Here is a 13,650-nt window from a genome sequence, read left to right on the forward strand (position 1 = left end):
CCGGCGCGCGGCTGGCAACCAGCTTTTTGGCCCGCATGAACTGCCGCGGGCTGTTGATGCAGTCGGCGGCCAGGATGCGCTCGTCCTTGATGTACCAGACGACCAGTGCCTCGGCCGGGCCGTCGGCCTGCACCAGCACCCGCTCGTGGCCGCGCTGCAGGCCCGCGATCTGCAGCCGGCAGTCGTACTGGTCGGACCAGAACCAGGGCATGGCGCAATAGGCGCGGCGCAGGCCGCAGACGCTGGCCGCGGCGCTTGCGGCCTGCTCCACGGCATTGGGCACAGATTCCAGCCGCAGGGAAAAGCCCAGCAGCGCGTTGGGATGGAAGGCGCAGTCGCCCGCGGCAACGATGTCGGGGTCGGACGTGCGGGCAAACTCATCGACCAGGATGCCGTCGCCGGTGGCCAGACCGGCCTGCTGCGCCAGTGCCATGTTGGGCGCCACGCCCACGCCCAGCACCACCAGGTCGGCGGCCAGCAGCTGGCCGTCGCTGCACTGCAATTGCGTGACGCGCCCGGCCGTGCCGAGCAGCGCGCGAGCCTGCACGTTCTTGCGGATGGCAACGCCATGGGCCGCATGCAGGCGCTCGAAGTAGGCGGCGGTCGCGGGCGCGGCCACGCGCTCCAGCAGCCGTTCGCCCCGCTCCAGCAAGGTGACCTGCATGCCCCGCCCGCGCAATGCCGCGGCCGTCTCCAGGCCGATGTAGCCGCCGCCCAGAATGACGGCGCGCCCGCCCGGGCGCACCGCGGCGCCGATGGCGCGCGCATCGGCGGCCGTGCGCAGATCATGCACGCCCGCCAGCGCCCGGCCGGGCAGGGCCAGACTGCGCGCGCTGGCGCCGGTGCACAGCGCCAGCTTGTCGTACTGCAGTGCCCGGCCATCGGCAAGCAGCACGCGCTTGCGCTGCCGATCGAGGGCGATGACGCGCGTGCCCGGCAGGCAGGTGATGGCCGCCTTCTCATAGGCGCCCGCGCTGTAGATCAGCGCGGGCTCCCCGGGCTGCACCGCCTGCAGCGCCGCCTTGGACAGCGGCGGGCGCTGGTAGGGCAGGCCCGGCTCGTCGCCGATCAGCACGATGGCGCCGCTCCAGCCTTCGCGCCGCAGGCTGAAGGCCAGCTGGGCGCCGGCGTGGCTGGCGCCGACGATGATGCAGACGCTCATTGCACGGCTCCCTGCAGCGCCAGCGCGGGCAGGCGCTGCATCCAGGGCTGGGCGCCTTCGAGCTGGTGCGCGAGCTGCAGCAGCAAGGCTTCGCTGCCGAACGGCCCGATGAACTGCACGCCCAGGGGCAGGCCGTCGGCCGTCCAATGCAGCGGCACGCTCATCGCGGGCGTGCCGGTCAGGTTGGCCAGCTGCGTGAACGGCACATAGCTCAGGTTCTGCGCGGACAGATCGGCCAGCGGCTTCTCCATCATTCCCAGCCGCGCCAGCACGCCCAGCGCGCCGCTGCGCAGCAGGAACGACAGCCCGCGCTGCTGCGCTGCGGGCATCACGGTCTGCTCGTGGCGCACGGGAGGACAGGCCAGCGTGGGCGTGAGAAACAGATCATGGCGCGTGTGGAATTCGCCCAGCGCGCGCGCAAAGACATTCCAGCGCCGGTGGCTGCGCACATAGTCGCCCGCGCTTGCGGCCTTGCCCAGGGCTTCGAGCAGGCGCGTGCCGAGCTCGAAATCGGCGCTGCGCGCGCCCGCCGCACGCGCATCCGCCAGCGTGGCCGCGACCTGGCCGAAATACATCTCGAGGTAGCAGCGCGCCAGCGCCTGGCCGTCGTACTGCGGGCGCGCCTCGACCACGTCATGGCCGAGCGCGGCCAGCAGCTGCGCCGCGCGGCGCACCGCGGCCACCGCTTCGGGGTGCACGTCGGTGCCCAGCGGGGACTCGGTGCAGAAGGCGATTCTCAGCCGCCCCGGATCGTGCGCCAGCGTCTGCGCGAAAGGACTGGCGGGCGCCGCGATGGCAAACGCATCGCCGCAGGCCGGCCCCGACAGCACATCGAGGGCCAGCGCCGCATCGCGCACGCTGCGCGAGACCACCAGGTCGCTGGACGCCCCTTCCCAGATTTCCCCCACCGCCGGCCCGGCCGGAACGCGCCCGCGCGACGGGCGCAGACCGAACAGCCCGCAGCAGGCCGCGGGAATGCGGATGGAGCCGCCGCCATCGTTGGCGCCGGCCATGGGCACGATGCCTGCCGCCACGGCCGCGGCCGAGCCGCCGCTGGAGCCGCCGGGGGTGCGCGACAGATCCCAGGGATTGCGCGTGATGCCGAACGCCGCGGGCTCGGTGAAGCCCTTGAGCGCCAGCTCGGGCGTGTTGGTCTTGCCGATGATCACCGCGCCCGCATCCAGCAGCCGCTGCACGACCGCCGAGTGCTGGCGGGCTGGTGCATGGCGGAACGCACGGCTGCCGTTTGACGTGGGCAGGCCCGCATAGTCCTGGATGGCGTCCTTGATGAGCAAGGGAACTCCGGCCAGCGGACCCTGCAGGGGCTCGTGCAGCCTTTGCTGCGCCTGCTCCAGCATGGTCAGGTTGACGGCGTTGAGCACCGGGTTGAGCCGCTGCAATTGCGCGCTGGCGATCTCCAGCAGTTCGGCGGCGCTGACTTCGCCGCCGCTCACCATCTGCGCCAGGGCGGTGGCATCGGCCCTGAGGTATTCCTGCACGCTGAGCGTCATCGTTTGCCTCTTCAGTAAAGGTTCTTCAGGTCGTGCTTGACCACGGCATCGACCACCAGGGTCGTGGCCTTGCCCAGCAGGCCGCGGCCGTTCATGTGTTCGGCCAGCATCTTGGGAAACGAGGGAATGTCGCTTTCGCGCAGATGCGTTGCGCTGGACCACAGGCCCGCGGCAACCAGCTCGGGGCAGTGCTGAAAACGAAAGCGATCGACCTGCAGCACGATGCCGACAGCGGGTACCTTGCCGTTGACCGCCAGCGGCTCCAGCACCTGCCGGTCGGCGCTGAGCCAGCCGCGGCCGGCCACCGACAGCACCGTCGCGCAGCCCGGAATCACGAAGCTGGCCGTCACCTGCTCCTGCACAAGAATGTTGCTCAGCGTGCAGGCCACCTTGTTGCCCGGGCGCTCCGGAATCACCAATGTATTGCCGCCCAGCACGCGCACGAAACCGTCGGGATCGCCGCGCGGTGACAGCTCCGTCGCCCCGTCGGCGTTGCGCGTGAGCAGCAGCACGTAGGGCGAGCGCGCAATGAAGGCCAATGCCTCTTCGGACAGCCGGGCCGCAGCGGGAGCGGCGGCCGCGGCGCGGGCGGCGAAGTCGTCGCCGCGGGCGCGCCAGAACTCGGCGCGCACCTTGGCCCGCGAGCAGTGCAGGAACAGCGCGTCGGCCTGGAACTCGAGCAGCGGCGCGCCGTCCTTTGGCACCACGGCGCAGCGCCCGTTGGCGCGCAGCGCAAAGCCTATGCCGGGCATGATGAAGTACAGGCTGCAGCGCGGCCGGCTGCCCGGCGCCAGCACCGGCGGCAGCGCCTTGTCGGCCGGCCAGCTCATGGCAATGCGATCGCCCTGGGAATGCACCACCGGCGCGTCGCGCAGATTGAGAAACTCGATGTCGGCCGCCGGCTCGGCAAACCCCAGCGCGCATACCGCGGCTTTCTCGATGATGGTCTGGCAGTAGTCGTCCACCTGCGACTGCAGCCGCTTCTTCATCATCGACGGCGGCTCGGAAATCAGCTTGCGCAGGCTTTTCAGGGAGTCGATCCGGTGGGATTGCGAGATTTCCGACATGTGCATTCGCCTTTCGTGGTGCCAGTTTTCACTGTCTGCATGCTAGGCAGGAGGCTGGCGACAACCAAGGTCGCCGGAGTCAAAGCACATGGCTTTCGGTTGCAAGCCCGCGCCAGATGCGCGCGCCGCTGCAGGTTGATCCGCAACGCGCTGCGAATGACGCCAGAAGCCCTTCCGGTGCGCGCCGCGGCGCCCGAGACTGGCTGTCGGTTTGATTCCCCACACGAGGCCGCCTTGACTCTAAGAAACCTTTCAGACATCGAAGCGTTCGAACGCCGTCCGTTGGCCGCTGCCGACTTGCCCAGCAGCACCTACGAGATGCTGGCGCGCAGTGAACGCCGGCACGCGGCGCTGCCGGCGCTGTCGTTCTTTCCCAGCATGCAGACCATGCGCACGCCCGCCACCTGGACCTATAGCGCGCTGCTGCAGGAGATCCGGCGCTTTGCCAATGCCCTGCACGCCAGCGGCTACGGGGCCGACGACGTCGTCGCCTACGTGCTGCCCAACCTGCCCGAGACCCATTTCGTGCTGTGGGGCGCGCAGGCCAATGGCATCGTGCTGGCCGTCAATCCCCTGCTCAGCGCCGATGCCATCGCACAGCTGCTGCAGGTCGCACGCGCCAAGGTGGTGGTGACGCTGGCCCCGGCCCCGGGCAGCGACCTGGCGCAAAAGCTCAGGCAGGCGCTGCAGCGCGTGGACAGCGCCGAGCTGCTGGTCGAAGTCGATGCCGCGCGCCATGCCCCGGGCTGGAGCGCGGCCGATGGCGCGCCGCCGGGCGCCGGCCTGCGAAATGCCGCGGGCCGTGCGCTGAGCGTGACCGGCTACGACGCCTTCGTGGCCGCGCACGCAGGCGACCGCCTGCTTGGCGCGCGCGTCATCCAGCCGAACGCGGTGTCCTCGTACTTCTGCACCGGCGGCACGACGGGCCTGCCGAAGATTGCGGTGCGCGAACACCTGAACGAAGTCTTCGATGCCTATGCGATGACCTGCATGATGGCCGACGGCCTGCGGCCCGGAAAGACGCTGTTCTGCGGCCTGCCGCTGTTTCACGCCAACGGCCAGCTGGTCACCGGGCTCGCGCCCTGGTCGGCGGGCGCGCATGTGGTGCTCGGCACGCCGCAGGGCTACCGCGGCGCGGGCGTGCTCGAAGGCTTCTGGGCACTGGTCGAGCACTACCGCATCCACTTCTTCAGCGGCGTGCCCACGGTCTATTCGGCCCTGCTGCAGCAGCCCTGCGAAGACTTCGACATCAGCTCCCTGGAGCTGGGCATGTGCGGCGCCGCGCCTATGCCGGTCGAGCTTTTCCGGCGCTTCGAGGCGCGCACGGGCGTGCGCATACTCGAAGGCTACGGCCTGACCGAAGGCGCCTGCGCCAGCAGCCTCAACCCGCTGGCCGGCGCCTCGCGCATAGGCTCCATAGGCCTGCGGTTTCCCTACCAGCAGATGCGCGTGCTGCGCCTGGACGCACAGGGCAACTATCTTGGCGAATGCGCCACCGACGAGATCGGCGTGATCGCCATCAGCGGCCCGAACGTCTTTCGCGGCTATCTGCAGGAGGCGCACAACCGCGGCGTCTGGCCCGAGCTGGGCGACGGCCGGCGCTGGTTCAACACCGGCGACATGGGCCGCCAGGACCGCGACGGCTACTTCTGGCTCACGGGGCGCAAGAAGGAGCTGATCATTCGCGGCGGGCACAACATCGACCCGCAGCTGATCGAGGACCCGCTGTACCGCCACCCGGCGGTCGAGATGGCCGCGGCCGTGGGCCGGCCCGATGCGCATGCCGGCGAGCTGCCCGCGGTCTACGTCAAGCTGCGCGCCGCGGCAGCGGTCACGCCGCAGCAGCTGCTCGACTATCTGGCCGCTGAAATCGCCGAGCCCGCAGCCATGCCCCGGCGGCTGCAGCTGGTCGACGCGCTGCCGCTGACCGCCATAGGCAAGATCTTCAAGCCCGCGCTGGTCATGCAGGAGATCGAGGACGTGGTGCGCTGCGCGGCGCAGGCCCACGCCACGCCGCTGCTGCAGGTCCGCGTCGAGCAGGACCCGCGGCACGGCTATCTCGCCACGCTGACGCTGGCCGCCAGAAGCCAGGCGCTCGAACAGCATCTGCAGCGCTTTGGCTTTCGCAGCGCATTCGCCACCACCGACGGCGTGTCGACCTTACCTTCCCCCGGAGAAGCAGCATGCCCCGCATCGAAGTAACCGCCTTGGACGGCGCGCTCAGCACCTTGCACGGCATCGAGGGCGAGACCTTGATGGAGGCCTTGAGAAACGGCGGCTGCGACGACATCGAGGCCATCTGCGGCGGTGCCTGCTCGTGCTCCACCTGCCATGTCTACCTCGTCGGTGGCTGGTTCGAGGCCCTGGGCGAGCGCAACGCCGGCGAGCAGGAACTGGTGGCCGAATCCGCGCACTTCCAGCGCAACTCCCGGCTTTCCTGCCAGGTGGTCCTGACGGCGGCAATGCAGGACCTGCAGGTGGTGATCGCGCCACCGGACTGAGCGCCCGCCCCCTGGCGCCGGCCGGCATGCGGGCGGCGTGCCCGCGCGCTATAGTCACTCCTCGAAGTCAACCCCCGGAGTGATCGACAGATGGCCAGAGCCCCCACAGTGTCTGCCGTTGCCGTGCTGGACCTGCACGACCTGCTGCTGGCCCTGGGCGCCGTGACCCCGGCCGAGATGCGGGCCGCAGGACTGGACGGCGCGACCCTGGTCGATCGCAGCAGCACCGCGCTGCCAGTTCCCGAGCAGCGCCTGCACGAGTCGCGCCTGCTGGCGCTGTGGCAGATGGCCGCGCGCAGCGCGCAGCTGCCGCATATCGGGCTGCTGGTCGGCCAGCACTACAACCCCGCGACGCGCGGCTTGCTGGCCAGCTGGCTGTTCCAGTGCAACCACCTGGGCGAAGCCCTGCAGGTGTTCCAGGACCACATCGCGCTGATGAACCCTTCGGAAAGCTGGACGGCCAGCGTCGACGACGACACGCTGCGGCTGGGCTTTTCCTTTGCGCCCGGCAAGAACTACCCGCGCGCGGCGCTGGAGCGCAGCATGAGCGCGCTGCTGCGCTGGACCGCGGAGATGACCGGCGCGCCGACTGTTCCCACGGCCTGCGAATTCGCCTTTGCGCGCCCGGCATATGCCGAGCGCTACCGCGAAGTGTTTGGCGCCAACATCCGCTTCGATGCCCAAGGCAACAGCATTCTCCTGCCGCGCGAATTCCTGCACCGGCCCATTCACAGCGCCAACGCCTACCTCAAGCAGATTCTCGAGGAGCGGGCGCTGCAGACCTTCCAGCAGCTGGCGGTCACCAACGCACTGACCGGCAAGGTCCGCCAGCACATCCAGTCCGATCTGCACCGGGGACTGCGCATCGACGACATCTGCGCCTCGCTGCATGTCACCCGCCCCACGCTCTATCGCCGCCTCAAGCGCGAGGGCACGAGCTTCACCGAACTGGTGGAGACCGTGAGAAAGGAGCTGGCCTACAAGCAGATCCAGCAGGGCCTGCCCGTGGCCTCGGTCAGCGACGGCCTGGGATTCAAGGACGTGAGCACCTTCCACCGCGCTTTCCGGCGCTGGTTCAACCAGTCGCCAGGAGAATGCCGGGCGCCCGCCAGCCTGCCGCTGTGAGCGCCGCGGCCATCAGCCGCGCGCCGTTTCCAGCCCCCAGCCCAGCGCCTTGTAGAGCGCGATCACATGCAGGTACGAGGCGGTCTCGGCCTGGGCCGCTTCCTGGCGCAGCGCCGCCAGCGTGCGCTGGTTTTCCAGCACCGCGAGATAGCTGCCCGCACCCGCCGCGTAGCGCCGCGTGGCGATCGCCAGCGCGCGCTCGGCATGCGCGGCCGACTCCAGCAGCGCGCCCAGCTGCTGCTGGTGGCGACCCAGCTGCGTGACCGCGTTCTCCACATCTTCCTGGGCCTGCAGCAGCGACTGCTCGTAGCGCGCCAGCGCGCCTTCGGACAGCGCGCTGGCGCCGCGCAGCCGCGCGCGCGCGCTGCCCAGGCGCAGGGCCGGCCAGGTGATCCCCGGTGCCAGCGCAAAGGCGCGCGTTCCCAGGCCCGCGTCGGCGCCGCGCAGCGCGAAGAAGCCGACAAACGCGCCCAGGTTCAGGCGTGGATAGAGTTCGGCCGTGGCCGCGCCCACGTCCTCGGTGCTGGCCGCGAGCAGGCGCTCGGCGCGCACCACATCGGGCCGCTGGCGTATCAGCCGATCGACATCGCCCAGCGGCAGCTGCCGCGCCAGCGGCGCGGGCGCCAGCGTCTGCGCCGCGAACGGGCTGTGGCCAGGGCGCTGACCGGTCAGCACGTCCAGCCGGAACTGCGCCTGGTCGCGCGCCGTGGCCAGCGGCGCCAGCGCCGCCTCGCTGCGCGCGAGTTCCGCGCGCGCGCTTTCCACCGCGTCCAGCGCGCCATTGCCCGCCGCCAGCCGCGACTGCAGCAGCGCCAGCGTGGCGCGCCAGCTCTCGGCCTGGCCCTGGGCCAGCGCCAGGCGGCGCTGCAGGCCCTGGCCCTGGTAGTAGTGGCGCGCGACATCGGCGGCCACGGTCAGCCGCACCAGCGCGAGATCGGCCTGGGCCGCGTCGGCGCGCGCCTGGGCCGATTGCGCCAGGTGGCCGAGCCGGCCGAACAAATCGATCTCCCACTCGACATCGAAGCCCGCGCGCCAGCTTGCGGACAGGCTGCGCTGCGGCGCGCCGCCGGCGCCCGCGCGCTGCTCGCTGCCGCGCTGGTAGCCGCCCTGGGCCGTGACCGCGGGAGTGCGCTCGAGCTGCTGCTCATCGAACAGCGCGCGCGAGACGCGCAAATTGGCCTGGGCCTGGCGGATGTCGTGGTTGTGCGCCAGCGCGCGCTCTATCGCCTCGGCCAGCGCGGCGTCGTCGAGAAAGCTCCACCAGGGCGCGGGCACCGGGGCAGCGTCGCTGAACTGGCCTTTTTCCCCGCTGGCCAGCGTGATGGCCGGCACCTCGGGCGGGGCATAGCGGGGCCCTACGGCGCAGCCCGCGAGCAGGGCGCAGAGCGCAGCGGTGGCCAGGCTGGCGCGTCGGATGTTGTTTTTCATGGCGGGCCTCTCAGGATGCATGGGACAGCGGCTGGTCGGCATCCGCCAGTTGCCGGCTGCGCGGCGTGGCGGCGCTGGCCGCATGGTTGCGCGCCAGCAGCGAGTAGACGGTGGGCAGCACAAACAGCGTGAACGCGGTGCCCACCAGCATGCCGCAGACAATCACCACGCCCAGACCGAAGCGGCTGCTGGCGCCCGCGCCCGAGGCAAACAGCAGCGGCACCAGGCCGAACACCATGGCCGCGGTGGTCATCAGAATGGGCCGCAGCCGGATCTGCGCCGCGCGGCGTATCGCCGCATTGCGGTCCAGCCCCTCGCCGGCCTGCAGTTCGTTGGCGAACTCGACCATCAGGATGCCGTGCTTGCTGATCAAGCCGATCAGCGTCACCAGCCCGATCTGGGTGTAGATGTTGAGCGTTGCCAGCCCCAGGGCCAGGGGAATCAGCGCGCCGCAGATCGACAGCGGCACGGTGATCAGGATGATCAGCGGATCGACCAGGCTTTCGTATTGCGCGGCCAGCACCAGATAGATGATGACCAGCGCCGCGAGAAACGCGAACACCAGCGCATTGCCTTCCTGCGTGTACTGGCGCGCATCGGACTGCCAGTCGTGGCTGAAGCCCGCGGGCAGCTCGCCGGCGACGGTCTCGAGAAACGCCACGGCCTGGCCCAGCGACACGCCGGGCGCGGGAATCGCCTGGAAGGTCGCGGCATTCTGCTGGTTGAACTGCGTCAGCCGGTTGGGCTCGACCTGCATGGAAACCTGCACCACGGTGGACAGCGGCACCAGCGTCTGGTCCTGGGTGCGCACGAACTGGCGCGCCAGCGCCTGCGGCGTCAGGCGCTGCTCGCGCAGGCTTTGCGGAATCACGTCGTAGGAGCGGCCGTCCATGGCGAAGCGGTTGAGGTAGTTCTCGCCGACCAGCACCGCCAGCGACTCGCCTATGTCCTGCATGCGTATGCCCAGGCTGCTGGCCTTGGAGCGGTCTATGCGCACCTGCACCACGGGCTTGTTGTAGTCGAGGTCGCTGTCGACGACGACAAACAGGCCGCTTTCGCGCGCGCGCCGCTTGATGTCCTCCATGGTCTGGAACAGCGCGGCGTAGCCCTGGGCGCTGCGCAGCACCATCTGCACCGGCAGTCCGCCGGTCGAGCCCGGCAGCGCGGCGAGCTGGAACACGAAGATGCTCGTGCCTTCGACGTCGCCCACCGCGGCCTGCAGATCGGCCTGCACTTCGGCCGCGGAGCGCTCGCGCTCGCCCCAGCCCGACAGGTTGATGCCGCCTATGCTGGAAGCCGGCCCGTCGCTGCCGTTGATGATCCAGCGGCCCACGGTCTCGGGCATGCGCGTGTAGACCGCGTCCAGCTGCTGCGCAAAGCGCTGGACATAGTCGAGGTTGGCATGCTCGGGCGCCTTGATCGCGGTCAGCACGCTGGCCTGGTCCTCGGCCGGAGCAAGCTCGCGCTGCGGCAGTTGATAGAGAAAGGGCAGGCTGGCGAACACCAGCAGCGCGACCGCGCCCGTGAGCCAGCGGTGGCGCAGCGAAAAGCCCAGCGCCGCGCCGTAGCGCCGCGTCAGGCCGCCAAAGAAGCGCTCGGCCGCATGCGCCATGCGCCCCTCCTGCTGCGCGGGCGGCAGCAGGAACGAGCTCATCACCGGCGACAGCGTGAGCGCGACCACGCCCGAGACCACCACGGCGCCGGCCAGCGTCAGCGCGAACTCCTTGAACAGCGCGCCCGTGAGCCCGCCCATCAGGCCTATGGGCGCATAGACCGCGGCCAGCGTGATGGTCATGGCAATCACCGGACCGGCGACTTCGCGCGCGCCTATCAGCGCCGCGGCGACGGGTGAGCGCCCGGCCTCGATATGCCGGTGCACGTTCTCCACCACCACGATGGCGTCATCGACCACCAGGCCTATGGCCAGCACCATGGCCAGCAGCGTCAGCAGATTGACGCTGAAGCCGAAGGCCAGCATCAGGCCGGCCGCGCCCAGCATCGACAGCGGAATCGTCGCCACCGGAATCAGCACCGCGCGCAGCGAGCCCAGGCACAGATAGATCACCACCACGACAATCAGCAGCGCTTCGAGCAGCGTGTGCATCACCTCGGTGATCGAGGCCTCGATGAAGCGCGCGGTCTCGAAGGCCAGATCGACCTTCACGCCCGGCGGCAGCGTCTTGCGGATCTCGGGCAGCAGCTGCTTGATTCCGGCGACGATCACCAGCGGATTGCCCGCGGGCGTGGGCTGCAGGCCCAGGTGCACGGCGGGCACGCCGTCCATCTGCGCGCTGCTCTCCGAGCTCGCCGCGCCCAGCTCCACCGTGCCCACGTCCTTGAGCCGTACCAGGCCCGCGCCGTCGTTGCGCACCACCAGCTCGCGAAAGCCTTCTACGCTGTTCAGGTCGGTATCGACGCGCACGTTGGACACCACGTACTGTCCCTTGACCTTGCCCGGCGCGGCCTGGTAGTTGTTGCGCCGCACGGCTTCGGCGACATCGGCCGCGGTGAGCCCGCGCCCCGCAAGCCGGTCGGCGTCCAGCCACAGCCGCATTGCCAGCCGCTGGCCGCCAAAGACCTCGACCTTGGCCACGCCGTCAATGGTCGCGAACATGGGCTCGACCACGCGCGCCAGGTAGTCGGTCAGCGCCGGCGTGGACAGCGTGTCGCTGGAAAAGCCGACATATGCGACGGCCGTCGATTCGCCCGACGAGCGCTCTATCACCGGGTCGTAGGCCTGCTCGGGCAGCTTGTAGCGCACCTGGTTCACCTTGGCCATGACTTCGGTCAGCGCCTGGGTCGAGTCGCGGTTGAGCTCCATGCGCGCCGTGACCACGCTGCGGCCCTGCACCGACGAAGACGACAGGTAATCAATGCCTTCGACCGACGAGATGGCCTGGGCAATCGGCTGGGTGACAAAGCCCTGCATCAGCTCCGACGACGCGCCCGGGTACTCGGTGGACACGGTGATGGTCGAGCTCTCGAGCATGGGGTACTGGCGTATCGGCAGGCGTTCGAGCGCCAGCAGGCCCAGCAGCAGGATCAGGGTGCTCACCACCAGCGCCAGCACGGGCCGGCGCACGAAAAGATCGGTGAACTTCATGTGCGCTCCTCGAGCGTGTCGGCGGCAACGGCCTGCACGGCCATGCCGTCCACCAGCTTGAGCTGGCCCGAAGTCACGACCCGGTCGCCGGCGCTCAGGCCCGAGGCAATCTCCACCCGGCCGTCGCGCCGCGCGCCGGTGGTGACGGCCACCCGCTTGACCGCCAGCGCCTGGCCTGCGCCGGCCTGGGCGATGAACACCGTTTCGCCATAGGCGGTGTAGGTGACCGCGGTCTCGGGCACCGTCAGCGCCTGCACGGCGTCGGGCCGCGCGACCTCGACCTGGGCAAACATGCCGGGGCGCAGCGCGCCGTCGGCATTGGTGAGCGTGGCCTGCAGCTGCACCGTGCGCGAGCGCGCGATCAGCGGATCGACGGCCGTGATGCGCGCGCTGAAGCGGCGCTCGGGATAGGCATCGATGCGCAGCGCCACCGCCTGTCCGACCTTCAGCTGCGGGCTGGCCTGTTCGTCCAGCGCGAAATCGACATGCAGCGTGCGCGCGTCGACCAGGCTGACGACGGCCTCGGCCGGGTTCAGGAACTGGCCCTCATGCACCCGGCGTATGCCCAGCACGCCCGCGAACGGCGCGCGTATTGCTTTCTGCGCAATCACCGCCTCGGTGTGGCGCAGCGCGGCCAGCGCCATGTCGCGCTCCATGGCCGCGTTGTCGACCTGCTCCTGCGTCGCCGCGTTGTCGGCCAGCAGCCCGAGCGCGCGCGCATGCAGCGTCCGGGCGTTGCGCGACTGGGCCAGCAGGCGCTGGCGCTCGGCCTGCTCGGGCGCGTCGTTGAGCTGCACCAGCAGCTGGCCGGCCTTGACGGCCTGGCCGGACGCGAACGCGATCTTCGTCACCCGCCCGCCGACTTCGGCCGCGACCTGCACCTGGCGCGCCGAGGCAAGCTCGCCCACGCCCGAGAACACCTGCGCGACGCTGTCGCTGCGCACCGTGGCCAGCGCCACCTTGGTGGCGGGCGGCGCCGCGGCCGCGGGCTTGGCCTGGGGCGCGGTGCTGTAGACGATGGTGGTGAATGCGAGCGCCGACAGGACGATCGTGAAGAGGTACAGGGTTTTCTTGCGCATGATGAAAGCCCGGGCCGCTCAGGCCCAGGACAGGTTGAAGAGAAAGAAGGCGGCGACGGTCCAGAGCAGCAGGCTGATGTGGGCCTGCTGCAGGCCCTCCTGGCGAATCCAGTAGCCAAACCACAGTCCGCCCAGGTGCATGGCGAACAGGAAGGCGGAAAAGGCGCTCAGGCCGAGGTTGAGCCAGGGCCGGGCGGCGGCCAGGTCAGCGGAAAACAGCAGCGGCCAGGCACCGGCCCAGAAAGCGCCGGCGGCAACGACCTGCAGCGCCAGCACCACCAGCAGCGCCGCGCGGTGCAGGGCCGGCGAACGCAGGGCGCGCGCCAGCAGCGGCGTGTCGACGATGGGTGCGAGCTTGAGCGGCGCCATGTTCATGGTCGCGCCAACGGCGGCCGCCGAACCCGCGAAGCCCTGGACGTTGTTGGCGACGCTCAGCGACAGCCAGACGGCAAGCCCGAGCGCGTGCAGCGCCTGAAAAAGCCAGAGGGAGAAATCCAGATCCATGTCGACGCACCTAAAAATCAAAGCAATTGCTTGGATAATAGGTTTGAGCGGCCAATTAAGCAAGAGATAACTTGGTTAATTGAATGGCTGCATGCGCCCGCGGAAAAGCCCGGTCTTTGGCGGCCTGGATGATAATAAGAACAATTCCCAACATGGTCGGGCCGTCGCGC

Annotated in this window: 10 protein-coding genes; 3 read left to right on the forward strand and 7 right to left on the reverse strand. The window is 69.9% G+C overall.

Features of this window, described 5'->3' with window-relative positions; genetic code table 11:
- From RR928_RS21770 to RR928_RS21780, 3 genes are all read right to left on the reverse strand, one after another.
- On the reverse strand, positions 1-1,162 hold a 1,162-nt coding region (locus RR928_RS21770; protein WP_332684221.1), incomplete at its 3' end, for an NAD(P)/FAD-dependent oxidoreductase.
- Positions 1,159-2,673, reverse strand: coding sequence for an amidase (locus RR928_RS21775; protein WP_332539709.1), 1,515 nt, complete (start codon positions 2,671-2,673; stop codon positions 1,159-1,161). The genes RR928_RS21775 and RR928_RS21770, both read right to left, overlap by 4 nt.
- 11 nt (positions 2,674-2,684) lie before the next feature.
- A complete protein-coding gene (locus RR928_RS21780) occupies positions 2,685-3,740 on the reverse strand; it encodes a pyridoxamine 5'-phosphate oxidase family protein (RefSeq protein WP_332539710.1) in 1,056 nt (351 codons plus the stop codon).
- Positions 3,741-3,974: 234 nt separating this feature from the next.
- On the opposite strand from RR928_RS21780, the gene RR928_RS21785 reads away from it, so the two are divergent.
- The 3 genes from RR928_RS21785 to RR928_RS21795 all read left to right on the forward strand — a co-directional run bounded on the left by RR928_RS21785 (position 3,975) and on the right by RR928_RS21795 (position 7,366).
- On the forward strand, positions 3,975-5,942 hold the full coding sequence (locus RR928_RS21785; RefSeq protein WP_332684224.1) for an acyl-CoA synthetase: 1,968 nt from the start codon (positions 3,975-3,977) through the stop codon (positions 5,940-5,942).
- A complete protein-coding gene (locus RR928_RS21790; RefSeq protein WP_332539712.1) occupies positions 5,924-6,241 on the forward strand; it encodes a 2Fe-2S iron-sulfur cluster-binding protein in 318 nt (105 codons plus the stop codon). The genes RR928_RS21785 and RR928_RS21790 overlap by 19 nt, the downstream gene beginning before the upstream one ends.
- 108 nt (positions 6,242-6,349) lie before the next feature.
- The gene (locus tag RR928_RS21795; RefSeq protein WP_332539713.1) at positions 6,350-7,366 is read left to right on the forward strand and encodes an AraC family transcriptional regulator; all 1,017 of its coding nucleotides are present in this window, start codon (positions 6,350-6,352) and stop codon (positions 7,364-7,366) included.
- Positions 7,367-7,378: 12 nt separating this feature from the next.
- On the opposite strand, the gene RR928_RS21800 is transcribed toward RR928_RS21795, so the two are convergent.
- From RR928_RS21800 to RR928_RS21815, 4 genes are read right to left on the reverse strand one after another with little or no spacing between them, the layout of a single operon-like run.
- On the reverse strand, positions 7,379-8,794 hold the full coding sequence (locus tag RR928_RS21800; RefSeq protein WP_332539714.1) for an efflux transporter outer membrane subunit: 1,416 nt from the start codon (positions 8,792-8,794) through the stop codon (positions 7,379-7,381).
- A 10-nt stretch (positions 8,795-8,804) separates the two neighbouring features.
- Positions 8,805-11,897, reverse strand: coding sequence for a MexW/MexI family multidrug efflux RND transporter permease subunit (locus RR928_RS21805; protein WP_332539716.1), 3,093 nt, complete (start codon positions 11,895-11,897; stop codon positions 8,805-8,807).
- Positions 11,894-12,976 (reverse strand): efflux RND transporter periplasmic adaptor subunit, encoded by a 1,083-nt coding sequence (locus tag RR928_RS21810; protein WP_332539717.1) that lies wholly within the window; start codon positions 12,974-12,976, stop codon positions 11,894-11,896. Before RR928_RS21810 ends, RR928_RS21805 begins: the two co-directional genes overlap by 4 nt.
- 18 nt (positions 12,977-12,994) lie before the next feature.
- The gene (locus RR928_RS21815) at positions 12,995-13,480 is read right to left on the reverse strand and encodes a DUF2165 family protein (protein ID WP_332539719.1); all 486 of its coding nucleotides are present in this window, start codon (positions 13,478-13,480) and stop codon (positions 12,995-12,997) included.
- Positions 13,481-13,650 lie beyond the last annotated feature (170 nt).

The sequence above is a fragment of the Comamonas sp. genome, assembly GCF_036666375.1.
Taxonomy (GTDB): Bacteria; Pseudomonadota; Gammaproteobacteria; order Burkholderiales; family Burkholderiaceae_C; genus Comamonas.